General features: G+C 53.9%; 24 protein-coding genes. 5 read left to right on the top strand and 19 right to left on the bottom strand.

Annotated elements, in window-relative coordinates; all coding sequences use genetic code 11:
- Nucleotides 1–8 precede the first annotated feature (8 nt).
- The 12 genes from OO713_RS04180 to OO713_RS04125 all read right to left on the bottom strand — a co-directional run bounded on the left by OO713_RS04180 (nt 9) and on the right by OO713_RS04125 (nt 13,005).
- The gene (locus OO713_RS04180; protein ID WP_264784844.1) at nt 9–881 is read right to left on the bottom strand and encodes an ABC transporter permease subunit; all 873 of its coding nucleotides are present in this window, start codon (nt 879–881) and stop codon (nt 9–11) included.
- Nucleotides 878–1,693 (bottom strand): ABC transporter permease subunit, encoded by an 816-nt coding sequence (locus OO713_RS04175; RefSeq protein ID WP_264784843.1) that lies wholly within the window; start codon nt 1,691–1,693, stop codon nt 878–880. The genes OO713_RS04180 and OO713_RS04175 overlap by 4 nt, the downstream gene beginning before the upstream one ends.
- Complete coding sequence (locus OO713_RS04170; protein ID WP_264784842.1) at nt 1,680–2,501, bottom strand: ABC transporter ATP-binding protein; 822 nt, start codon at nt 2,499–2,501, stop codon at nt 1,680–1,682. Before OO713_RS04170 ends, OO713_RS04175 begins: the two co-directional genes overlap by 14 nt.
- Nucleotides 2,502–2,511: 10 nt before the next feature.
- A complete protein-coding gene (locus OO713_RS04165) occupies nt 2,512–3,546 on the bottom strand; it encodes an ABC transporter substrate-binding protein (RefSeq protein WP_264784841.1) in 1,035 nt (344 codons plus the stop codon).
- Between the two features lie 130 nt (nt 3,547–3,676).
- On the bottom strand, nt 3,677–4,990 hold the full coding sequence (gene argG, locus OO713_RS04160) for an argininosuccinate synthase (RefSeq protein ID WP_264784840.1): 1,314 nt from the start codon (nt 4,988–4,990) through the stop codon (nt 3,677–3,679).
- 27 nt (nt 4,991–5,017) lie between these two features.
- A complete protein-coding gene (locus tag OO713_RS04155; protein WP_264784838.1) occupies nt 5,018–6,679 on the bottom strand; it encodes a DUF885 domain-containing protein in 1,662 nt (553 codons plus the stop codon).
- Between the two features lie 36 nt (nt 6,680–6,715).
- The gene (locus OO713_RS04150; RefSeq protein WP_264784837.1) at nt 6,716–8,170 is read right to left on the bottom strand and encodes an aminotransferase class V-fold PLP-dependent enzyme; all 1,455 of its coding nucleotides are present in this window, start codon (nt 8,168–8,170) and stop codon (nt 6,716–6,718) included.
- A 69-nt stretch (nt 8,171–8,239) separates the two neighbouring features.
- Nucleotides 8,240–9,160: an aldo/keto reductase gene (locus tag OO713_RS04145; RefSeq protein ID WP_264784836.1), complete on the bottom strand. Its 921-nt coding sequence runs from the start codon at nt 9,158–9,160 to the stop codon at nt 8,240–8,242.
- Nucleotides 9,161–10,159, bottom strand: coding sequence for an agmatine deiminase family protein (locus OO713_RS04140; protein ID WP_264784834.1), 999 nt, complete (start codon nt 10,157–10,159; stop codon nt 9,161–9,163).
- Nucleotides 10,156–11,139, bottom strand: a complete 984-nt coding sequence (locus OO713_RS04135) for a nitrilase-related carbon-nitrogen hydrolase (RefSeq protein ID WP_264784833.1) — start codon at nt 11,137–11,139, stop codon at nt 10,156–10,158. Before OO713_RS04135 ends, OO713_RS04140 begins: the two co-directional genes overlap by 4 nt.
- Before the next feature lie 2 nt (nt 11,140–11,141).
- A complete protein-coding gene (locus OO713_RS04130; RefSeq protein WP_264784832.1) occupies nt 11,142–12,515 on the bottom strand; it encodes an aminotransferase class V-fold PLP-dependent enzyme in 1,374 nt (457 codons plus the stop codon).
- Nucleotides 12,516–12,525: 10 nt separating this feature from the next.
- Nucleotides 12,526–13,005, bottom strand: a complete 480-nt coding sequence (locus OO713_RS04125) for an Lrp/AsnC family transcriptional regulator (protein ID WP_264784831.1) — start codon at nt 13,003–13,005, stop codon at nt 12,526–12,528.
- A 124-nt stretch (nt 13,006–13,129) separates the two neighbouring features.
- On the opposite strand from OO713_RS04125, the gene ald reads away from it, so the two are divergent.
- Nucleotides 13,130–14,239, top strand: coding sequence for an alanine dehydrogenase (gene ald, locus OO713_RS04120; protein WP_264784830.1), 1,110 nt, complete (start codon nt 13,130–13,132; stop codon nt 14,237–14,239).
- On the opposite strand, the gene OO713_RS04115 is transcribed toward ald, so the two are convergent.
- The 3 genes from OO713_RS04115 to OO713_RS04105 are packed head-to-tail and all read right to left on the bottom strand — an operon-like array spanning nt 14,240 to nt 15,777.
- A complete protein-coding gene (locus OO713_RS04115) occupies nt 14,240–14,470 on the bottom strand; it encodes a hypothetical protein (protein ID WP_264784829.1) in 231 nt (76 codons plus the stop codon).
- Nucleotides 14,471–14,475: 5 nt separating this feature from the next.
- Nucleotides 14,476–14,835 carry a thioredoxin gene (gene trxA / locus OO713_RS04110; RefSeq protein ID WP_264784828.1) on the bottom strand — a complete coding sequence of 120 codons (360 nt, stop codon included), beginning with the start codon at nt 14,833–14,835 and terminating at the stop codon, nt 14,476–14,478.
- Nucleotides 14,836–14,838: 3 nt separating this feature from the next.
- Nucleotides 14,839–15,777, bottom strand: a complete 939-nt coding sequence (locus OO713_RS04105) for a DMT family transporter (protein ID WP_264784827.1) — start codon at nt 15,775–15,777, stop codon at nt 14,839–14,841.
- A gap of 62 nt (nt 15,778–15,839) precedes the next feature.
- Here OO713_RS04105 and msrA point away from each other — a divergent pair, with 62 nt between their 5' ends.
- The 3 genes from msrA (at nt 15,840) to ettA (ending at nt 18,690) form a co-directional block, all read left to right on the top strand.
- Nucleotides 15,840–16,358 (top strand): peptide-methionine (S)-S-oxide reductase MsrA, encoded by a 519-nt coding sequence (gene msrA / locus OO713_RS04100; protein WP_264784826.1) that lies wholly within the window; start codon nt 15,840–15,842, stop codon nt 16,356–16,358.
- Nucleotides 16,359–16,456: 98 nt separating this feature from the next.
- Entirely contained in the window at nt 16,457–16,870 is a 414-nt protein-coding gene (locus OO713_RS04095) for a single-stranded DNA-binding protein (RefSeq protein WP_264784825.1), read from the top strand.
- A gap of 137 nt (nt 16,871–17,007) precedes the next feature.
- On the top strand, nt 17,008–18,690 hold the full coding sequence (ettA, locus tag OO713_RS04090) for an energy-dependent translational throttle protein EttA (protein ID WP_264784824.1): 1,683 nt from the start codon (nt 17,008–17,010) through the stop codon (nt 18,688–18,690).
- On the opposite strand, the gene OO713_RS04085 is transcribed toward ettA, so the two are convergent.
- Complete coding sequence (locus OO713_RS04085; protein ID WP_264784823.1) at nt 18,687–19,562, bottom strand: acyl-CoA thioesterase II; 876 nt, start codon at nt 19,560–19,562, stop codon at nt 18,687–18,689. The genes ettA and OO713_RS04085 overlap by 4 nt on opposite strands.
- 34 nt (nt 19,563–19,596) lie before the next feature.
- Here OO713_RS04085 and OO713_RS04080 point away from each other — a divergent pair, with 34 nt between their 5' ends.
- Nucleotides 19,597–20,247, top strand: coding sequence for a hypothetical protein (locus OO713_RS04080; RefSeq protein WP_264784822.1), 651 nt, complete (start codon nt 19,597–19,599; stop codon nt 20,245–20,247).
- Here the strand turns inward: OO713_RS04080 and OO713_RS04075 are convergent.
- Genes OO713_RS04075 through pepN form a run of 3 tightly spaced genes read right to left on the bottom strand, consistent with a single transcriptional unit; the run spans nt 20,244 to nt 23,708 of the window.
- Nucleotides 20,244–20,618, bottom strand: a complete 375-nt coding sequence (locus OO713_RS04075) for a globin (RefSeq protein WP_264784821.1) — start codon at nt 20,616–20,618, stop codon at nt 20,244–20,246. The genes OO713_RS04080 and OO713_RS04075 overlap by 4 nt on opposite strands.
- Nucleotides 20,602–21,162 carry a mechanosensitive ion channel family protein gene (locus OO713_RS04070; RefSeq protein WP_264784820.1) on the bottom strand — a complete coding sequence of 187 codons (561 nt, stop codon included), beginning with the start codon at nt 21,160–21,162 and terminating at the stop codon, nt 20,602–20,604. The genes OO713_RS04075 and OO713_RS04070 overlap by 17 nt, the downstream gene beginning before the upstream one ends.
- The gene (pepN, locus tag OO713_RS04065; RefSeq protein WP_264784819.1) at nt 21,162–23,708 is read right to left on the bottom strand and encodes an aminopeptidase N; all 2,547 of its coding nucleotides are present in this window, start codon (nt 23,706–23,708) and stop codon (nt 21,162–21,164) included. Before pepN ends, OO713_RS04070 begins: the two co-directional genes overlap by 1 nt.
- Nucleotides 23,709–23,731 lie beyond the last annotated feature (23 nt).

The raw sequence follows: 23,731 nt of genomic DNA, 5'->3' as shown, positions 1-23,731 counted from the left end.
CCCCAAGACTAGCGGCGCTTTCGGGTCGATTGACCAAACCTTGAAAGCACTAATGACTCTAGAAGTCCGACCAGGTTATAGATGATGATTGAAACCAGGGTGATGACCACAACGTATGCCCAAACCTCATTGGTCTTGGCACGACCGACTGCTGAGATGATCGCGTAGCCGATACCTTGACCAGTCGCTAACCACTCAACCAAAAGCGCTCCGGTGATAGCACCGGGGACGGAGATCTTTACTGCCGCAAAGAAAGAGGGTAGCGAGGCAGGGAACGCCACGTATCGAATTGCGGAGAGCTTATTAGCCCCGTAAACCGTAGCCACATCCACCATCGCGGCCGAGGCAGATCCAAGACCAAAGACGATGTTCACCAAGGCTGGGAAGAGCACGACGATTGCTCCCATAACCGCAACCGTCACCTGTTGACGACCAAAAATCAATATCAATATCGGTGCCATCGCAATTAGCGGAACCGACCTCAGCAGCATGGCAATTGGCATCAAGGCCTGTTCGAAACCGCGGGAGAGGTTGAACAAGAGCGCAATAAAAGTCGCGAAAAATAAACCAAAACTGAAACCGATGGCTGAGTCGACCATGGTTTGTGAGAGCGCAGAAGTGACTAGACCCAGGTGTTCAGATGAATCTTGATCTAAAAACAACCAGGTAAATACTTCTACCGGTCCTTTGCCAATGTAGGGCGTGACATCCAAAGCCCAGAGCCCGACAACCCAGAGCAGAAGCACAACAGCCAAAGAGAGGGCGGTGTTGGCGAATCCCTTCGCCATAAGTCCCAGTGAGTACGCAATTTCCTCGCGCCTTACTTTGGATCGCACCGCAATTAGGGATTTGTCCTCAGCGTCCTCAAGCTTGAAATTCATCGCACGCTCACCTTCGCCCAAGGGGTTGCAAGTTTGGAAATCAGCCCAAATAGCGCGTAGCCAGCACCGGCGATGAGGCCAGAAATTAGCGCTACACCCCAAACCCTCGCAACCTCGAGGCTTTGCTGGGCATTGACCATTGCTGGACCGAACCCGGCATCTGTGCCACCGACGTACTCACCAAGAATCGCACCTAAGAATGCAGCCGGAGCAGCGATTTTTAGTGCAGCAAAGATGGATGGCAGTGCTGACAATAACTGCACCTTCACCAGACGGTGCCAGGCGTTGCCTCCGTATGCGGTAACCACATCGAGTGCTCGCTTATCGGTGGACTGAACTCCAGTCAGAGCGCCAACAAAGGTCGTGAAGAAGACGCTCAGCGCAGCAAGCACAATCGCAGCTCCTGCAGGCTCGGAGGGTCCTGGTGCGCCAACTACCAATCTGACGATCGGGCCGATGGCCACGATCGGAATGCAGTAGGTAATGACTGCGATTTGTGAAGCTAGTGACTCAAGCCTTGGAAGTAGGAGCGCGAGGCCAGCTAGAGCCAAGGCCGCAAGGTTGCCCCAGAGAAATCCAAGACCGGCTTCGGCAAGCGTGATTGATGCGTTCTTTAGATAGAACGAGAAGCCGTCCTCAGCCAGCTGAGCTAATACCTGCGGGGGAGTTGGGATGGCACCACCGGAACCATCTGGACGACGACCGATCGAGGCGAAGATAGTCTCCGCGCTGAGCCACCAGACGGCGATGATTCCAAGAGTTCCAAGCGTGCCACCAAGATAAGGGCGAAGCTTTTGACTAACTGAGGTCATCGCCGGCCAGGTTCGCTCCGAATAGCAGTTCGGAAGCACGATCGTGCAGAGCGTGGAATTCAGGGGTGCGCATCATCTCGGGTGTGCGTGGCCGTGGGAGATCAACTTCAATGATCTCCTTGATTCGACCTGGCCTAGGGGACATTACTGCCACCTGATCGGAGAGGAATATGGCCTCTGAGATGCCGTGAGTGACCATCAAGGTGGTGGCCGGCTTCTCGGTCCAGATTCTCAATAGCTCAAGGTTGAGACGCTGCCTTGTCATGTCATCGAGAGCACCAAATGGCTCATCGAGTAGCAGCACGGATGGCTGCACAACCAAAGCTCGAGCGATCGAAACTCGTTGTCTCATGCCGCCTGAAAGCTGGGCAGGTTTCGCATTTTCAAAGCCTTGCAAACCCACGAGTTTGATCAGTTCGTTGATAAGTGACTCATCCGGTGTCACGTGAGCAAGTTCGAATGGCAGTCTGATGTTTGCCATTACGCTGCGCCATGGCATCAAGGCCGAGTCCTGAAATGCGATACCAAGTCGGTGATCGCGTCTTAGCTCACTCGTATCCATGCCATCTACGGTCACAGTTCCGCTGGTTGGGGTTTCTAGGCCAGCGAGGATTCTGAGGATTGTTGACTTACCGCAACCAGATGGTCCGAGCAGCGATAGGAACGAACCCTTGTCGGAGTGCAAAGTGGCGTTATCCAGAGCGGTAACGGTTTCGCGGCCAATCGAGAACTTCTTGGTTAGGCCGGAAATGGTAATGCCACTGCCCAAACTTGTTGGGGTTTGGGCAGTGGCATCCATTTGAGTCATGCGCTAGAGATTACCCGAGTAGCTCTGGGTTTTCTGCGTAAACCTCTGCGAGCAAGCTCATGTCAAATAGCTGCTCAGCAGTGATCTCGTAACCAGCAGCCTTTAGGGTCGCAATGTTCAGCGCCTGAAGGTTCTCAGAGATAGTTAGTAGACCGTTTACCTTGGTCTCCTCGGTCACAACCAATAGCTCGTTCTGAGCCTTGGACTGCTGCTTCTCCTTGTTGATGTCTAGACCTAGGTCAGCACCGTATACCTCAGCGGCTAGGCGAGCACCCTCGTCTGGATTTGCAATTGCATCTTTCCAACCACGAATGGTGGCCTTTAGGAAGGCCTTTAGTGCCTCACGGTTGTTGTCGATTGAGTCCTGGGTAACAACGAATGCCTCTGCAACGAATGGCAGGCCAGCGTCAGCGAATAGCAGGTTAGTAACCTCGTAGCCAAGGTTCTGGACCGTAATGGACTCGTTGGTTACGTATGCCAAGAAGCCGTCTACCTCACCGTTTACCAGCGGGGCTGGGTCGTACTCAACTGGCACCTTGGTGACCTGGCTAGCGTCGATGCCGTTAGCTGCAAGCAGTGCATCAAACAGGGTCTCGTTACCACCGGCCTGGACACCGATGCGCTTACCAATCAGGTCCTGAGCGGTCTGAATGTTTGCGCCGTCCTTGAGGCTAAGGATTGTGAATGGGTTCTTCTGGTAGGTGGCACCGATGATCTTTAGAGGTGCACCCTCCTCAAGGATGACTGGAGTGACTGCAACTGCGTCAGAAAGACCAACCAGTGCGTCGCCAGATAGGACAACTGCTGCAGTAGCGGTTGGCCCAGCGATGAAGTTCACCGAAGAGAAACCTGCCTCGGTGTAGTAGCCGTTGGAGTCTGCAAAGTATTCACCAGCGAATTCTGCATTCTTGATCCAAGAGAACTGAACGGAGAGATCTCCAAAGCCCTCGCTCTGTGCTTCCTCTGCCTGAGGTGCACAGCCGGTGAGGCTTAGAACGGCAGCGGAGAGCGCTGCAAGTGCGACTAACGGTCGGAATTTCTTCATAGCTGAATGTCCTATCGGGATTAATTGCTGGTGAATTGGGTGGAAACATCCCACCACAGGTATGTTTCTACCGCATTACAACCACATCTAGTTGAAAGACATGCCCGAGAACACTACAGATTGTGGTTTTTTAGGTCAGTTCGAACTGGCCACCGGAGATTTGACCCTGATTGCGGTACAAATCGAGCTTTGCTCGGGTGTCCTGAATGTCCAAGTTGCGCATGGTCAACTGACCGATTCGATCCTCTGGCCCAAACGCTGCATCCTCAGTTCGCTCCATCGAGAGCTTCTCTGGGTGATAGCTAAAGCCTTCGCCCTGGGTGTCCAAGATCGTGTAATCATCTCCGCGGCGAAGACGCAGGGTGACGGTGCCGTTTACGGCAGCCCCAACCCATTTCATTAGGGCCTCGCGAAGCATCAGTGTCTGAGGGTCCAGCCAGCGACCCTCGTATAGCAGGCGACCAAGCTTGCGACCCTCGTTGTGGTAGTTCGCGAGAGTGTCTTCGTTGTGAATGGCGGTCAAAAGGCGCTCGTAGGCGATGTGTAGAAGCGCCATGCCAGGAGCCTCGTAGATGCCGCGTGACTTAGCTTCGATGATGCGGTTCTCGATCTGATCGCTCATGCCAAGTCCGTGGCGGCCACCGATTTCGTTCGCGGTCATGATCACATCAACAGCACTGTCCAGGTTCTTGCCGTTGATGGCAACCGGCCGACCCTGGCGAAAGGTGATAGATACATCTTCGGTAGCGATTTCAACGCCTGGGTCCCAGAACTTGACACCCATGATTGGTTCAACTATCTCATAGGAGGTGTCGAGGAACTCAAGGCTCTTGGCCTCGTGGGTGGCACCAAGCATGTTCGCGTCAGTCGAGTAAGCCTTCTCTTTTGATGCACGATAAGGCAGCTCGCGCGTCTGCAAGAACTCACTCATCTCCTTGCGGCCACCGAGCTCGGCAACAAACTGAGAATCCAGCCATGGCTTGTAGATTCTGAGGTTTGGGTTTGCAAGCAGGCCATAGCGGTAGAAGCGCTCGATGTCATTGCCCTTGTAGGTCGAGCCATCGCCCCAGATATCAACGCCGTCCTCGCGCATTGCCCGCACCAGCAGGGTTCCGGTTACGACACGACCCAGGGGAGTGGTGTTGAAGTACACCTTGCCGCCGGTTCTAATGTGGAATGCGCCACAGGCAATGGCCGCGAGGCCTTCCTCGGCTAGCGACTCTCGGCAATCAACTAAGCGACCAGCCGCAGCTCCGTACTCGAGCGCTCTGGATGGAATCGAGTCAATGTCATCCTCGTCGTATTGACCAAGGTTTGCGGTGTAGGCGTAGGGGATAGCTCCCTTTTCCTTCATCCACGCAACCGCGACGGAGGTATCGAGACCTCCGGAGAATGCAATACCTACTTTTTCGCCAACTGGCAGAGACGCAAGAACCTTAGACATGCCTCAAAGCGTAACCAATAATCGTGGTTATGCCCGAGCCATTGCTCGCTTCAGTGCATCAAGACCGAGTCCACCGAGGTTTAGCGCGGTGGTGTGGAACTGCTTCATATCGAAATCAGCTCCCTTTCTGGCCTTGTAGTCGTCACGAATCTGCTCCCAGATTCGCTGACCAATCTTGTAGGCGGGGGCCTGTCCTGGCCAACCGAAGTAGCGGGTAACTTCAAAGCGAACAAACTCTGGTGACATGTTTACGTTCGATCGCATGAAATTCAAGGCGTAGTCGAAGTCCCACTTACCGGTTCCTTCAAGATTGTCCTTTTCGAGGTGCACACCGATGTCAAGTACCACACGAGCAGCTCGCATGCGCTGGCCATCGAGCATGCCGAGCTTGTCCGCTGGGTTTGAGAGGTAGCCAAGTTCGTCCATCAAGCGCTCGGCATATAGGGCCCAGCCCTCACCGTGACCAGAGGTGAAAGAGGCGAGTCTGCGCCACTTGTTCAGTGTGTCCTTGACATAGGTGGACTGACCGATCTGAAGGTGATGACCAGGGACGCCCTCGTGGTAGACGGTGGTGGTCTCGCGCCAGGTGTCGAAGGTTTCTACCCCCTCAGGCACCGACCACCACATTCTTCCCGGGCGAGAGAAATCATCGGATGGACCGGTGTAGTAAATGCCACCGTGCTTGGTTGGCGCGATCATGCACTCTAGGTTGCGAAGCTCAGGTGCAATATCAAAGTGGGTTCTACCCAACTCTTCAATTGCCTTGTCGCTCAACTGCTGCATCCAGGCCTTGAGCGCATCCGTGCCGTGCAGCTTGGTGCTCGGATCCTTCTCAAGGTGGGCAACCGCTTCGGCAACGTTTGCACCTGGCAAAATCTGATTTGCAACCGCGTTCTGCTCTGCGATTACGCGAGCGAGCTCTTCTTTACCCCACTCGTAAGTCTCATCAAAGTCAACCGCAGCACCGAGGAACTTCTTGCTCAAAATGGCGTATAGATCACGGCCAATTGCGTCCTTGGAGTTGGCTTTTGGCATCATCTGGGTGAGGAATTCACCGAACTGGGCGTAGCCCTCGGTAGCGGACTTGGCCGCCTCAGCAAGCTCTTTCTTGAGTGAGTCACTTAGACCACCTTCGATGTCAGCTCCGGCTGCAAAAGTGTGGAAAAAGCCTTCTGGGTTATTGATCTGCTTGACCTGACCAATGACTTCCTCAAGCTGACGCTTAGCCGGTGCGTTACCCGATTCAAAACCGATCCTGAGGCTCTCGGCGTATCCAGCCAGCGACTCGCCAACCTTGCGCATTCGAGAGGCGATGTTCTCCCAATCCTGTGCAGTTTTGGTAGGAGAGAGGTCGAAGATGTCGCGGACGCCCTGGGCTGGGGATGCGATGTTATTGAGCTCGCGGTAGACGAGTCCGGATTCATGCTTGGCAATTTCGCCCTCTAGCGATGAGGACAGGGCGTCTTTGGTGACTAGGTCAACATCATCAACGGCCTCGAGAGCCCCAAGCGCGGCAAGGGTCTTTTTGGCCAGCTCATAATCACGCTCGAGAGCTGCGGGAGAAAGGTCATCCAAGTCACCCTCGCCACCCGGCATTCCCAAGTAGGTTGCGTAGGTTGGGTTGTTGGCAACGTTGATCTCTAGAAACTCATTAGCAAGTTCGTCGATTTTGGTAACTGGGCGCATCATTGGACCTTTCACTGAGGTCTCAATGGTGCCACATTTTTAGTGCTTCAAAACCTTGAACGTTTGCAATGTCGGGTCTGCGACGAAAGCGATTCTCACGCCAATATCTCGAGCCTCCATAAGTGCATCAAACCCTGCTTGAGTGATGAGCTCACCGGGGCTAAAGACTGGAACCCCAGGAGGGTAGGGGCAGATTAGTTCGGCGCTGACTCGTCCAACTGCTTCACTCGCAGTGACCACCTCATACTCAGCAAAGAAGGCATCGCGGGGGTTTTGAATCACTACCGGTTCAATTGAAAACGCTGGAGATACCGAGATTGGTCTTGACTCACCCCTGAACTTCTCAACCAGCTTGATGATCGTGTTCACTAGCGATTCGATTCGCTGCGGGGTGTCTGCGAGAGTGATCATCGGAATGATTACATCTCGGTTTGCCATCTCAAGATCTATGTTCATAGCGAGTAATTCGTTCTCAATGGCGTTGCCGTCCGAACCAGTATCGGCTAACAAGATGACAAGCTTGAGGGGGTCGATGTATTCACCGTCGATGACTCCAATGCCGTGCTCACGCAGCTTTGCGCGACCGGCCTTAGTGGCCTCAATTACTGGACCGATCAACTCCGCGCCGTGCCGGGAGATCAGCGCCCTGGCCGCATCGATTGATGCCAGGATTCGTCCTGACATCGAAGTGGTCTGGGTTGAGTCGAAGGCCTTATTCAGTCGAGCCAGGTCAACGTATCCCGCCTTTGCTAGAACAAAACTGGCCTGCGAATAGCTAGGCAGGGTTTTGTGGGCAGAGGTAACAACGATGTCAGCACCCTCTGAAATTGGGTTCAGTGGCAGATCTGGGTGAAAACCAAAGTGTGCGGCCCAGGCAGCGTCGACCACCAATGGAATGCCAAATTCGTGGGCAACCTGGGAGAGTCTGGGGATGTTGGACATGGTGCCCACATATGAGGGCTCACCAATCAAGACTGCCTTGGCGTCAGGATGTTGCTCTAAGGTCTCGCGAAGTCTTGAAGAGGGTAAATATTCGGGCAGACCGGTCATGGGGTTGATTTCCGGTCTTACCCAAATTGGCTCAACACCGGCATAAACCATGCCAACCAGCATGGATTTGTGCAGGGTCCTAGTCACGATGACCTTGTCACCAGGCCCAGCCACTGCCATTACGGCGGCGTGGTTGGATCCAGTCGAACCATTCACGCCGAAGCGGCATAGGTCCGCACCCCAGGTTTTGGCTGCAATCGCCTCAGCCTCAAGAATCAGCGAGGGGGAGATGCGGTTTGGGTGGTTACCGGGCAGTACTGGGATGTCGCCATCCACTACCGGGCCTGTTAGATCAATGCGGCCCTTATGGCCGGGTATTTGGAACGGGGTGCGTTCAGCGGTTATGTCTCTAATCCAGGCATCGAGTAGTGGGGCATCATTTCTGAGGCCCATCGGGTCATTCGGATCTAGAAGTGTGGCAGCGCCAAAAACGTGCTCGTTCAATACCTTGCTTTCTACAGGACGAAAGCCCCAACTTTACAACCAATTACCTTTAGGGCAAACAAGAAATTGCTAACCCTTGATGAATTCGATTTCTTGGTCGGTGAGAGTTAGCTCTTGGGTAATTTCTGCAAGCTGCTCGGTGGTTCTAGCTGATGCAATCGGTGCGATCACGCCTGGCCTTTGACGAAGCCACTGCAGTGCTACGGCGGCATTTGAAACCCCGTGCTCGCTTGCTACCGAGCTCACGCGCTGAATGAGAGCGAAGTTTTCCTCGGTCGCGTAGGCCTCGACCCCATGCGCCCGGACCGATTCGATCTTGGCACCCGGTTGATACTTGCCCGAGAGGAATCCGCGGGCGAGTGCGAAAAACGGAAACGCACCAATGCCAAGCTCTTGCAATATCGGCATTGAATCGGTCTCAAACTGCTCGCGCTCAATCAAGTTGTATTCGTTTTGCAGCGCGATGTAATGCGGGAGATCATTCTCCTCCGCAATTGCAAAGGCCTTTTTCAGCTGGTCAGCGCTGTGCTGCGAGGCAGCGATGTAGCGAACTTTGCCGGTTGCGATCAGCTGCTCGTAGGCAGCAAGCGTCTCTTCGAGCGGAACTTCGCCATCAAAGTGGTGGGAGTAGTAGATGTCAATGTGCTCAACCTGAAGTCTTCGAAGCGAGTCTTCGCAGGCGGCGATGATGTTGGCGGCACTCAGGCCAGGCCTGGTAGATAGCTTGGCAACCTTGGTTGCGATTATGAAACAATCGCGGTCCTGGCTTTTTAGCCACTCACCGATGATGGATTCTGACTCTCCACCAACATTTCCAGGTTTCCACTCGCTGTAGACATCCGCTGTGTCAATGAAGTTACCTCCTGCCGCTGCATATGCATTTAGAACTTCAAACGACTCGTGCTTGTTCGCGCTCCAACCGAACACATTTCCACCAAGGCAGAGTTCGGAAACGAGTAAGTCAGTTTTGGGAACGGAGCGCATTCGCATTTATCTAACCTCTGGTTGCTGTTGGGTAATGCAGTGAATGCCACCACCGCGAGCGAAAATCTCGGTGGCGTTGATCAGCACAATCTCGCGACCGGGGTAAACCTCCCGAAGGATCGCCTTTGCCTCTTTGTCCCTTGGGTCATCGAATGCGCACAGGAGGACGGCGTGGTTGAGGACGTAGTGATTGATGTAGCTGAAATCAACCGGTCCCTCACCATCGGAGAGGATGTCTGGGGCCGGTACCGCCACCACTTCATACCCAGCGCGGATGAATAGCTCTCTGACCTCCGCAGAAACTAGGTAGTCAGGGTGGTTTGGGTTTCGCTGATCGTGATAGAGCACTCTGCCATCTGGGGTAAAGCAGGCAACGATGTCAACGTGACCCTGGGTGCCAAATTCTTCGTAATCACGGGTAAGTCCGCGCTCTAGCCAAATGGCTTTCTTGGTGCCGAGCAGCTCGTGCATCTGGGACTCGACTTCACCGGCGCTTAGATGAGGGTTTCGACCCTTCCCTAGCTGCACGGTTCGGGTAAGTAGCAGTTCTCCAGAGTCACTCACGTGAAAGCCGCCACCCTCGTTTACAAGCGGTGAATCCAACACCTCGACGCCAAGCAAGTTGGCAATCTCGGTAGCGAGCTTGGCGTCTTTGTCATAGCTTGCCCAGCCTTGTGCGCCCCAGCCGTTGAATATCCAATTCACAGCCTTCAGTTCTCGATTTTCAATTACAAAGCTTGGACCGCTGTCTCTTATCCAGGCATCGTTGATTGGGATTGAAACTAGCTCGCACGCTGATGAGAGGTATTTCTTCGCAATCTTTTCATCGCCAGGGTTCACCACAACGCTCACGGGTTCAAACTCACTGGCATGGTTAGCTACGCTGGCCCAAGCCTTGCGGGCCTTATCGTGATCTAACTCGGTGTCTCCCAGGGTGTAGCCAGAGGTTGGGAACGCTAACCAGGTCCTGGCGTGTGGATGCCACTCAGCTGGAAAAACTCTCATGGCCTCAGTCCTGGGATACCGCCTTCTACACCCTCACCTGAGTCAGAGCGCGGGTTGACAATTGGCTCGGTTAGCTCCTGGTAGGTGTCTGGTCTTCTGGTTCCAAAAAATGGAAAAAGCTCAAGCCAGTCACGCCTCTGATCCAAATCAAGTTCGGCGACGAGGAGCTCGTCACCCTCTCGTGCTGCTCGGGCCAAGACTCGACCATAGGGATCGACGATGAAGCTAGAGCCGTAGAAGTTGATTCGACCTTCATTACCCCAGCGGTTTGGAACAACTATGAATAGACCGTTCGCAATGGCGTGACCGATGATGGTCTGTCTCCAAAGCGGTTCGGTGTCAAAGTCTGGGTGATCTGGCTCGGAGCCAATCGCGGTGGGGTAACACAGCACATCCGCGCCGCGCAGACCATAAGCCCTTGCCACCTCAGGGAACCACTCATCCCAGCAGGTCGGCATTCCAAGCTTGACTCCCTCGTAATCCCAGATCGGGTAGGGGTTATCGTTTGGACCCTCCTGGAAGTACTTGTCTTCGAAATACCCCTCCGTCACCGGAATATGTAGCTTTGGCGTTTTTCCAACCAGCTGACCCTGACCGTTTACCAAGATGGCGGTGTTTAGGCCACGGCCATCTGCAAATCCAGTTGCCTCATAGAGCGAGGCGTGAATCGCTAGGTCTAGCTCTTTGGCAAGGCGAGAAATAAAGGTGTAGGTCTCGCCACCTAGAAGTGGCTCGGCGGAGTCGGACGGAATCCCCGTAGGGCAAACATCCGCCGGGTATCGGGAGAGGGTGAGCTCTGGAAGGAAGACGATCTGAGCACCCTGAGCTTTGGCCAGCCTGATTGCATTCTCAATGTTCGATTGATGTTCGCGCTGATCCTCACGCCAGCTCACCTGGACCGCGGCGACGGTTATTGTCCCGCGCTCTGGTGCCTTTACCCTGGAGAGCGATGCCGGTGCGTGGACTTTAGTTACTTTCATGCTCACTCCATCGAATCCAAGATCTTGACTAGATCTTCGTACTTGGTGGTTGGGTTGACAATTGCAAATCTCGTGTTCACGCGGCCCTTGTGGGAGGAGGGTACGACGAATGCGAAGCCTGAATCCAGCAGCTCTTGGCTCCAGTGGTCGTAGTCGCTCTTGTCCCAACCTAGACGCTCGAAGACGACTACAGATAGCTGCGGGTCCCGCACCAACCTGAGGTAGTCACGAACTCTAATCTCTTCAGCGATCTGGTGAGCGAGGGCGATGTTTTGCCTGATCGCCTCGCGATATCGAGCTACTCCATGCGTAGCCATTGAGAACCAAAGCGGCAGTCCGCGAACTCGCCTGGTTAGGTTGAAGGCGTGATCGGATGGATTGAACTCATCCTTTTCATTTAGGGTCTCGAGGTATTCGCCGTGCTGGGTGTGCGCCGCTCTTGCCAGTGCCGGCTCTCTGTAAACCAACGCACAGGCATCAAAGGGAGCAAACAGCCATTTATGTGGGTCAACAATGAAGCTGTCGGCATGCTCTATGCCTGCGTACAGTTGACGGTGATCTGGGGAGAGGATGCCTGCAAGTCCGTAGGCTCCGTCGACGTGGAACCAGATGTTGTTCGCTTTGCAAACCTGGGCGATAGCCTCAAGGTCATCAACGATTCCAAAGTTTGTCGTTCCAGCTGTACCAATGATTGCGAATACTTCGAGCCCGTCTCGTTCTGCGCCTTCTAGGGCGGCCAGCAACTCGGGTTTTTGGAGTGATCCGGTAGGAGCCGCGGCTTTTACAATTTCGATGTCCATCACCTTGGCAACGGCCTTGAGTGAGGAGTGTGATTCTTCAGAGGCCAAAATTGCCCAACGCTTACGACCTAGGCGTTTTTGGGCAACGTCTCTGGCGGTAACCAGCGCCGACAGGTTTCCCAGGGTGCCACCTTGGACAAATACTCCGCCGCAACCCTTGGGCAATCCGCACTCGCTACCCAAGAACTCAAGCACCTGGTTCTCCGCGTAGACCGCTCCTGCGCCCTCGGTCCAACTTCCACCATAGATAGATGAGGCTGACACCACTAGATCAAAAAGCGATGAGGCCTCGGTTGGTGCTGCCGGGATGAAGGAGAGGTAATTTGGGTGGTCAATCGAGATGGTGGCTGGAGCTAACACATCGCCAAATAGCTTTAGGGCTTCGAGGCCACCAAGACCAGTCTCGGTAATGGTTTGACCTGCCAGCTGAGCGAGCTCCTCGCGCGACTTTGGGCCATCAAGCGGGGCCGGGTCTAGATCCATTCGCTCGGAGGCGTAATCGAAGACAGCCTTTCTCAGTTCCGGAAAAGAACCGGGTTTATGCATGGCGTCGTACACGCGATCTCCTTTGACCACCCGATTCTAGCTAGGCGATCGGACCCTTGTGGAAGTGGTCGAAGACCAAGTTGGTTCTGGTGTTTGCAACGGCAGGGTTATTGCTCAGCTCCGCGAGTACAAACTCACGGACCTCATCTGAGTTCTTCACCGCGACGTGGACAATAAAGTCTTCGGTTCCACCTAGGAAAAAGATTTGAATTACCTGCGGGTGGGATCGGATCTGGGTCATGAAGTCCGACAGATTCGCCCTCGCGCCAGCTCTGAGGGTCACCGAAATCAACGCTTGCAGTTCGAGTCCCAGGGCGGCGGGGTCGATATCCGCTGAGAAGCCGCTGATCACTTTGCCCTCGACCAAGTTTCTGACTCGGGCTAGGCAAGTCGATTGTGCAATACCAACTTTGCTCGCGAGCTCAGCATTAGAGATTCGCCCCTGAGTGGAGAGAACTTTCAAAATCTCGAGGTCAGTGGCATCTAACTCTGGGTATTGCAGATTCTTCGGTGAAAGCATTGGAGCTCCTTCTTTTGATGCAAATTATTCGAAATTTGAATCAAATGCTGAATAAATCTTAGGACTTATTCGAATTGACGAAACTTTTGCAACAATTCATGAAATCTCACCATAGGAGTGCGCAGTGAAGATCGGTGTCCCAAAGGAAGTAAAGAACAACGAGTCTCGCGTGGCAATGACGCCAGCTGGAGTTCACGAGTTGGTGCGTAGAGGACACCAGGTCTCAGTCGAGCACAACGCTGGTGTTGGTTCGGGTTTCTCTGACTCCGAGTACGAGGCTGCCGGCGCACAGATTGTCGCAACAGCCAAAGAGGCATGGTCTTGCGAATTGGTTGTAAAGGTCAAGGAGCCAATTGCTCAGGAGTATCCACTCATGGTTCCCGGGCAGTTGCTATTCACCTATCTGCACCTAGCTGCGTCGAAAGAGTGCACGGATGCACTGCTTTCGAACCGTGTCACAGCAATTGCGTATGAGACTGTCCAGCTTCCAAACCGCCAGCTGCCGCTATTGCAGCCAATGAGCGAGGTTGCCGGACGACTGTCGGCGCAGATCGGTGCATACCAGCTCATGAAAACCAATGGTGGAATTGGTGTCTTGATGGGCGGCGTGCCTGGCACTCGCAAGGCGAAAGTTGTCGTAATCGGTGGTGGCGTCGCTGGTACCGAAGCAGCTACCGTGGCTCACGGCATGGGTGCCGATGTCACCGTGATTGATTTGTCAATCCCAAGACTTCGTGAGTTGGATGCACGCTTCTCATCGCAGGTAACGACCAAGGTCTCAACCTCCTACGAGATCGCTGCTGAACTCAAGAATGCGGATCTGGTGATTGGTTCTGTGTTGATTCCGGGGGAGCGCGCTCCAAAGCTCGTCACCGATGAAATGGTCAAGGCGATGCGACCAGGTTCAGTCTTGGTGGACATAGCAATTGACCAGGGTGGCTGCTTTGAACACTCAAGACCAACCACTCACGACAACCCAACCTACGAGGTGCACCAGAGCACCTATTACTGTGTGGCAAACATGCCAGGGGCTGTGCCGCAGACCTCAACTCAGGCTCTAACCAACGCGACTTTGCCCTATCTGATGAAGCTTGCTGAGCTTGGTTGGCAAAAGGCCTGTGCTCAGGATCCTGCGCTTGCCTTGGGTCTAAACACTCACGATGGCGTGCTGACAAACTCGGCGGTACACCACGCTTTTCCTGATCTTCCCTACAGTGAGTTCGCGGCGCTCTAACTAGCGCTTGCGCTTATTTCGCCTCACCAGGGTGATTGTGACTGCAACCAAGGTTGTGATGATCAACACCCACAGTGCGAGAGTGCGCTCCTGAGCTATTGATTCACAGCTGGTCCAGCCAGCCTGCTGGGCCTCTGGGGTGCAGGTTTCTGGATCAAAAAATCCAACCCACCAGGCCAGGATGCCGACACCGGTGATGGTGGCGAGCATTGCTAGTGAGTTATTACGCATTTGCCTTACTGCTGCTTAGCAATCTCGGCGCGAACCTCATCCATGTCCAACGCTTCGACCTTGCCGATTAGGTCTTCCAGTGCAGGGCCAGGCAGGGCACCAGCCTGGTTGAACAGCAAGATGCCGTCTCTAAAAATCATTAGGGTCGGGATCGAAGTGATACCCGCCATCCCGGCCAACTCCTGCTGAGCCTCGGTGTCTACCTTGCCAAATCTAATCTCCGGGTGTGCCTCGGAGGATTTTTCAAAGATCGGGCCGAACATTCGGCAGGGTCCACACCACTCTGCCCAGAAATCCACCAGCGTGATGCCATCCTTTTTGATGGTGGTTTCAAAGGTTTCTAGGGTCAGGTCTAAAGTCGCCATTTTTTACTCAACTGTTTCTAATGTCTTTTGCTTCCGCGCGGTCTGTGCGAGCAGGATTCCGAGCACCACCACTATACCCCCCAGGGTTTGTGTGAAAGTGATGACCTCGCCCAGCCACAGCAGGGCAAATAGGAATGCCAGCACCGTCTCACTTGTCGCGATAATGCCGACGATGGTTGCGCTGAGGTGTCGCAAAGCCAGATAGCTAAATGCCATCGGAAGGAAAGAGCCCATGACGCCCATCCAAACCAAAAGCACCCACAGCGGCAGTTCTGTTCCACTTAGGTTGCCCGTCAAATCGAGTTGCGTGCCCAGTGATGCGAAGTCAAACGCTGGCCAGTTGGCGAATGGCAAGAATAAGAGAGTCGCGGTGGTCATGCCGTAAAACATGGTCACGTTGGTGGGTAGGTTGCGCTGAATTCGCTCGCCGGAGATGAAGTAGAAAGTCAGTGATGCTGCGGCAGCAATGCCCCAGAGCACTCCCTCTGGATTTAGGGTCGAATCCCAAACCTGACCGACTACCGCCAAACCACCTAGAACGAGGGCCGCACCAAGCCAGATTTGCTTTTTCACTGATTCGCTGAAGAACAGCATCATGATTATCGGAACCCACAGCACCGCGGTGTACTCAATCAACAGCGCGATTCCAACGGGCAGCTTTACGACCGCCAGTGAATAGGTCCACTGCAGCGCTCCAACACCAACAACCCCCAGCAGTAGTAATGGCGGAATTTGCTTCGCCTTCACTCGAAGGGCGGAGCGATTTGCAATCAGAGCCCAGATCAGGGCGATGGTTGCTGAGAACATCGAGCGAATGAAAACAACCTGCTCTGCGGAGAGTCCAGATTGAATGATGACTTTGGTGGTTGAGGCGTTCAAGCCAAAAAGCAGTGCGGCGGTTAGAGCAAATATCACGCCTAGAGTTGGGTGCTTTTGAGTCAATTAGGCTTCCTAAGAGACCTGGCATCGGGAAGCGAGGTCTTGGAAAGTGAGTTTAGTTACCCATGACAAAATTCGTTCTAGGCGGCGGCTGCTTCTGGTGTCTCGACTCCGCATACTCTCAGTTCAAGGGCATCTCTGATGTGACCTGTGGTTACACCGGTGGACATAAGGTGAATCCGACCTATGAGCAGGTTTGTGATGGCAACACTGGTCACGCTGAGGTGGTGAGCATTGAGTTTGATGAGAGCGTGATTTCTTCAGATGACATTCTCGACATCTTTTTCACACTGCACGACCCAACTCAACTGAACCGCCAGGGCAATGACATCGGCACTCAGTACCGATCCTCAATGTTCTACGTTTCAGGTCAGCGCGAGGTGTTCGAGGCTGCTCTTGAGCGTTCAAAGGCGATTTGGGGTGATGCCGTGGTTACAGAGGTAACGGAGTTGGGCGAGTTCTATCCAGCAGAGGAGTACCACCAGGACTTCTTCGCCAAGAACCCGAATCAGGGCTATTGCGTAGCCGTGGTCGCCCCAAAGGTTGCCAAGGTCCGCTCAAAGTTCACCCACCTGCTTCGCTAACAAGTACTGGATCGCTCAAGTTATCCACAGCTTCGCAAGCAGCCCTGTGGTTTTGAGTCGGCAGTTGCAACACTGGGTGAAACAACCTAGGAGGGCAAATGTCAGAACAAATCACAGTCTCGGGGCTCGTTGCAACGGATGTAAAGCGTCGTGAGACGGCCGACAACCTACTCATGTGCAGTTTCCGGCTCGCGGCGAATTCCCGTCGTTTCGACGCAACGAAAAATACGTGGACCACAACCTCAACCAATTGGTTCACCGTCGTGGCGTTTCGCCAACTAGCCAAAAATATTCTTGACTCAATCAGCAAGGGTGACCGAATCGTAGTTGCCGGCAAGCTCAAAATTCGCGACTGGGATAACGGAGATCGCTCCGGAACCTCGGTCGAAATTGACGCGGACCATGTTGGCCTGGATCTGAACTTCGGCACCAGCACTTTTGATCGCGTGGTGATTCGTCCCGATGAGGATGAACTGGAGGAGGAGCTATCGGAAGAGCTCCAGCCTGCCTAAAAGAAGTCGACCAGTCACCCCCCCAAGCAAAGCTGGTCGATACCTAAATCCCTCTTCGTCAGCGTGTGCCTTCGGTCAGCTAAGCTTTCCAAGGCGTTGGCGAAGAGGGATTTTCGCCTGAGAAAAAAGGATGCAAATTGGCTGAATTTATCTACCAGATGATCAAAGCTCGCAAAGCACATGGCGACAAGGTCATTCTTGACGATGTCACGCTTGCCTTTTATCCAGGCGCAAAAATTGGTGTCGTTGGACCAAACGGCGCAGGTAAGTCATCAGTCCTGAAAATCATGGCCGGGCTTGACACGCCTTCGAATGGCGAGGCTCGACTTTCTCCTGGCTTCAGCGTCGGAATCTTGATGCAGGAGCCTCCGCTCAATGAGGAGAAGACGGTTCTTGGCAATGTTGAGGAAGCCGTTGGTGAGCTCAAGAGCAAGATCGACCGCTTCAACGAGATTTCCGCAGAGCTAGCCAATCCAGACGCTGATTACGATTCCCTGCTCTCTGAAATGGGTGGCCTGCAAGAAGAGATTGACGCCCAGAACGGCTGGGATCTTGAAAACCAACTTGAGCAGGCGATGGATGCATTGCGCTGCCCTCCGGGGGACACCCCAGTAACTCACCTATCAGGTGGTGAGCGTCGACGAGTCGCGCTTTGCAAGCTGCTGTTGCAAAAACCGGACCTGCTTCTTCTGGATGAGCCAACCAACCACCTCGATGCCGAGAGCGTGCTCTGGCTCGAGCAGCACCTAGCCAAGTACCCAGGTGCGGTGTTGGCCGTAACCCACGACCGTTACTTCCTCGACAATGTCGCCGAGTGGATCTTGGAGCTAGACCGAGGACGTGCTTATCCGTATGAGGGCAACTACTCCACCTACCTCGAGAAGAAGGCCGAGCGCCTTTCCGTCCAGGGCAAGAAGGACGCCAAGCTTGCAAAACGACTTGCAGACGAGCTCGAGTGGGTCAGATCCTCACCGAAGGCAAAGCAGACAAAATCTAAGGCTCGTTTGGCTCGTTACGAGGAGATGGCAGCTGAGGCCGAGAAGACTAGAAAACTTGATTTTGAAGAGATTCAGATTCCACCGGGACCTCGACTCGGAAATGTTGTTATCGAGGCCAAGAACATCTCGAAGGGCTTTGATGGCAGGCCGCTATTTAGCAACCTGAGTTTCTCCCTTCCACGCAATGGAATCGTCGGAATCATCGGTCCAAACGGTGTCGGAAAGTCGACACTATTCAAGTGCATTACGGGTCTTCACGAACTCGACTCTGGTGACCTAAAGGTTGGCGAGACGGTAAAGATTTCATATGTTGACCAGAACCGTGCCGGCATTGACCCAAATAAGTCCCTCTGGGAAGTTGTCTCGGGTGGGCTTGATTTCATTACCGTGGGTCAGGTCGAAATGCCTTCCAGGGCTTATGTTGCAGCCTTTGGGTTCAAGGGTGGCGACCAGCAAAAGAAGGCCGGTGTGCTTTCCGGTGGTGAGCGCAACCGTCTAAACCTGGCTTTGACATTGAAGCAGGGTGGAAACCTGTTGCTCTTGGACGAGCCGACTAACGACTTAGACGTTGAGACCTTGGCCTCTTTGGAAAATGCATTGCTTGAGTTTCCAGGTTGTGCTGTGGTCATCACACACGACCGCTGGTTCCTTGACCGCGTTGCAAGCCACATTCTTGCCTATGAGGGCACCGACGAGAACCCAGATCAGTGGTACTGGTTCGAAGGTAACTTCGAGGCTTATGAGGCGAATAAGGTTGAGCGACTGGGTCCGGAGGCGGCTAAGCCGCACCGCTCGACTTATCGTCGACTAACTCGCGACTAGGAAACTTCAGGGACTCTGACCATGCCCTCTTGGGCGCAGGTTGCCACCAGCTCGCCCGACTGGTTGAAGATCTTGCCGATAGATAGGCCTCTGCCGCCCTGCGCTGATGGGCTTTCTTGAACATACAGGTGCCACTGGTCAACTTTTGAAGGTCTGTGAAACCACATCGCGTGATCCAAGCTCGCGGAGCTGAGACCTGGGTGTGCCCAGGCTATGCCATGACGCTTGAGAATCGGCTCGAGTATCGAGTAGTCAGACGCGTATGCCAGCGCGGCCGCGTTCAACTTCAGGTCATCTGAGAATTCCCCAAGCGCCCTGAACCAAACCATTTGGTTCGGGGCATTGTCCTTCGCCGCTCCGAAGTAGAGCGGACCGTTCACATGCCTCAGGTCAAATGGCCTAGCCTTCGACCAGTATTCAGCGATCGGGTGATCAATTTGCCCTAAGAGATTTGCTGCCGAAGGCAGTGACTCTGGGTCCGGAACACCAGTTGGAAAATCGGTGCTGTGTTCTAAACCTGGGGAGTGTTCCTGGAACGAGGCAATCATGGAGAAGATGGGAACATCGTTTTGAAGAGCGTGAACTCTCCGAGCACTGAAGCTCTTTCCATCTCGAAGAATCTCCACGGAAAAACATATTTCGAGGTTGATATCGCCCGGCCGCAAAAAATAAGAGTGCAGGGAGTGAACCGGTCTGGATTGATTCAGAGTGCGCTGGGCTGCCGTCAGAGCCTGAGCCAAAACTTGACCACCGAAAACTCGACCATGGGGCATCCACTGGGTTTCACCAACGAATTCGGTTGGAGTCAATTGCTTCAGGTCGAGGACCCTGAGCAAGTCCTTGACTGGGTCATCTGGGATGGCGATGGTCATTATTTCCCCTGTTCAGCGCTAGTTTAGAACCCTCATGCCAGCAATCCATCTCAGCGATCCATCCGACGTATCAGACCTAATCAGTTTCCTTGAGCGAGCCAAGAAGTTGGACCAGGAGGGCTTGGTCAAGCTCAGAGCCTTCTCTGACGTGCTGGCGGTCTATGTTTCGCCGATTTACTCGGGAAGCCTCCTGGCTGATGGTCCAACCGTGTTGGGGCTAAGAACTATCAAGCTTTCGGCACCTCATGAGATTGATGCAAACTTCGAGATTGCCGCAATTCTCGAGCGACTTGCCGCCGTTGGCGAAGACCTGGAGCTAGCGCTACCACCTGTTCAACAGCGAGCAGCATGGACAGGCGTCACTCCACCCAGAGTGGGATGGGAGCCGGCGGGGGAGATCCCACAAGCGCAGATCACCCAATGGGCGAAAGACGGCATAGCTGAGGTGGCGGGTGCCTTGCCTGAGAGTATTGGTAGTTCGATCGCCGCCAAGGTCAGGTTGCAGATTTGGGGTAAGTCAGTGGGGCTCGAACATAATTTCCCCGCAGCTGTGGCCTTTGCACTTGCTGGCTTGGGTTTTATGACTCAGGGCGAGATTGTGAAGGTTTATAGAACCAAGGGCTGGGTCAGATTGTCTACACGTCACGGTCACGTGCTCTCTAAAGAGAGTTATCGCCTTAGTTAGTCCTCGAAGCTATTTAGCATCGCGTGTGCGGCACGCTCTAGATAATCCCACAGCATGGCTTCATCCAAAGCCGACAACTCAAGGGAGTCAACGGCTTTTCGCATGTGTGCCAACCACGCATCTCGTGCCTTAGGGCCAATCTTGAACTCAAAGTGTCGCATCCGAAGTCTTGGGTGGCCACGCTCTTGCTGGTAGGTATCAGGTCCACCCCAGTACTGCTCTAGAAACATTCTGAGCCGGCGCTCCGCAGGACCTAAGTCCTCTTCTGGGTACATCGGTTGCAGCAGTGGATCGTTGGCAACACCCTCGTAAAAGACCCTGGTGAGTTGGGTAAAACCCGCTTCACCGATGCGGTCATAGAGATTTTCCATGCGATCCATTGCCAACGTTGATGATCTCGCCGTTGCGAACAAACCAAAGCATGCCGTCTTGGTCTCGAACCTCGGTGACCCTCAGTCTTACCCGCTCAACCTTGCCAACCACGGCCCCAAGATTCACATCATCGCCAACACCAAATTGGTCCTCAAAGACCATGAAGATGCCTGAGATGACATCTTTGACCAGGGTTTGAGCACCGAAACCAACCGCTGCTCCAACGATTGTTGAGACCGCGATCAGCGCGCCAACGTCAACACCTAACTCACTGAGAATCATCACGATTACCGTGATGACCAAGGTCCAGGTAGCGAAGTTGTCTAGTACTGCAGAGATTGTCTTGCCGCGCTGAGCAACGCGCTCACCATTGCCCTTGGATCCTTTGGCGTTCTTAGAAACTGACCTAGCGCCCTCCAAAATAGCTCGAGTTGTCTTGCGGATTGAGAACGCCAGAACGATTCTTGCAATGACCGCCAGGGCCAGAATCATTCCGATTCTGGCTGGCGTTTCCCAGACCCCAAGACTCTCAAGCCAAAGCATTAGGCGTCTTTCTTCTGTGCGGCTAGCCCTCGCTCCAAAGCTGCCAGGTTCTCAACCAGGATTCTTCTCAGAGCTGGTTTCGCCTTGATGGAATCCTTTTCGATTAGAACCTTGGTCTTCTGAGCCAACTCTTCGTTAGCCAGCTGAATCGGGTAGAGGTTGTTGAGTAGGTATGCAGCGATGTGGTAGCTGCGCTCATCCCAGATTCGCTCGGCATTGGCCAGATAGTGATCGGCGTATGGATTAAGTAGAGCAGTGTCATTCACTCGACCAAAAGCTAATGAAGCGGAGTTGATCAAGGTGTTTGAGAACTCCTCAGTTTCGGTTAGCTTCTTCCAAATCGCCAGCTTGCCCTCTGAGGTTGGAATTGCGGCCGTCGCCGCGGCGGCGAACTTCTGACCGTTTGCGGTGTTGTCGCGCTCGAGCTCCTTGGCGATTTCACCCTCTCCGAAGACGCCACAAATCACCAATCCGATGACTAGCTCCCAGCGCACATCTTGATCAACAACCAAACCGGCGAGCGCGGTCTTGCCCTCGAGCAATTCCTGCATCCACTTGGCGTGAGCTTGCGTGCGAGCGAACTGAGGCACAAACTTCACGAACTGAAGCTGAGAATCTGAACCATGCTTCGCCTTTGAGGCAAGCTCAATCAGCCCATCAGCAATCTTGTTCAACGCTGCCTCGCGCTTTGCTGGGGCAGTGTAAAGAGTTCCCGTGGTTACGAGTTGGCGCAACAGTGTGAGGATAGTTGTCGACTCAGTCTCTGTGCCAATGTGGCCCAAAACCAGGTCAATGAAGTCAGAGGCTGGTGACTCACCATCTCTTGTTGCATCCCAAGCCGCAGTCCACACCAAGGTTCTAGCCAAGGTGTCCTCGATGCCTGATAGGTTGCCCAGGGCAGCCTTGGCTGAGCGATCATCCAGTCGAATCTTCGCGTAGGCGAGGTCGTTGTCGTTCAGCAGTAGCAAATCTGGTTGCTTCTTGCCAACAAGCTGTGGCACCGCACTGCGAGGGCCATCGATGTCGAGCTCTAGATACTCGCTGCGAATCAGCTTTCCATCGACAAGGTTGAATAGGCCCACGCCCATGCGGTGCGGACGGATAGTTGGTTGCTCCTCGATGGCAGTCTGGACGACGTGGAATGAGCTGTAGTTTCCATCAGCGTCGAGGGTGAAGTCAGGCTTCAGGGTATTTACTCCAGCGGTTTCCAGCCAGAGCTTGGACCAGCTTGTGAGGTCGCGCCCCGATTCGCGCTCCAGTTCTACGAGCAGGTCCTGAAGTTCTGTGTTTCCCCAAGCGTGCTTTTTGAAGTAGCTCGAAACTCCTCGAACGAAGGGCTCCTGGCCGACCCAAGCAACCAGCTGCTTTAGAACTGAGGCTCCCTTGGCGTAGGTGATGCCGTCGAAGTTGACCTGAACATCTTCAAGATCATTGATGGTAGCCACGATTGGGTGAGTGGATGGCAGCTGATCCTGACGGTATGCCCAGTTCTTCTCCAGCGATGCGAATGTGGTCCAGGCTTCCTTCCACTCGGTGGCTTCAGCGGTGGCCAAGGTGGAGGCATACTCGGCGAAAGATTCGTTTAGCCATAGGTCATTCCACCAGCGCATGGTCACCAGGTCGCCAAACCACATGTGGGCAAGCTCGTGCAGGATGGTTACAACTCGACGCTCTCTGGTTGCATCGGTGACTGCAGAGCGGAATACGTAGTTTTCCGTAAAGGTGACTGCGCCAGCATTTTCCATGGCTCCCGCGTTGAAGTCTGGAACCCAGAGCTGGTCATACTTTTCGAACGGGTACGGGACCCCAAACAGATTCTCGAAGAAGTCAAAGCCCTGCTTGGTCTTCTCGAAGATGTACTCCGGGTCCATGTACTCAGCTAGGGACTTGCGGCAAAAGACTCCCAGCGGAATCTTGTTGCCAGAGGTTGAAGTTAGTTCATCGGTCCACTTTGCGTAGGGTCCTGCAATCAATGCCGTGATGTAGCTAGAAATCCTTGGAGTGGGCGCAAAGTCCCAACGTGAGATGCCATCAGATAGCACAGTGGCCTTTGGTGTTGCCTGGTTGGAAGTGACCTCCCAATAGCTTGGAGCGATGATGCTGAAGCTGAACTCGGCCTTGAGGTCGGGCTGCTCAAACACTGGAAACATGCGTCGGGAGTCTGGAACCTCGAACTGGGTGTAGAGGTAAACCTCGTTGTCCACTGGGTCGACAAAGCGGTGAAGGCCCTCGCCAGAATTTGAATACTTACCGGTTGCCTTGATTACCAAGGTGTTCTTTTCCTTGAGGTTAGGCAATTGAATTCGAACGCCATCGGAGTGAGTGGCCGGATCTAACAACTCTCCATTGAGTTCAATCTGCTCAACGCTGTCGGTGATCGCGTCGATAAAAGTTGAGTAACCCGCTGTGGCCTCAAAACTGACTGTGGTGTGTGATTCGAAAGTTTCTGGACCCTTGGTCAGATCTAGTGCAACTTGGTAGCTGTGGACCTTCAAGTTGGCTGCGCGCTCTTGGGCTTCAATACGAGTGAGGTTTTCACCAGGCATATGAATCTAAGTCTCCGTTAACT

It is taken from the genome of Aquiluna sp. KACHI24, assembly GCF_025997915.1.
Classification (GTDB): Bacteria; Actinomycetota; Actinomycetes; order Actinomycetales; family Microbacteriaceae; genus Aquiluna.
The sequence above is the reverse complement of the archived record's forward strand: the minus strand, read 5'-3'. Positions and strand labels throughout refer to the sequence as shown.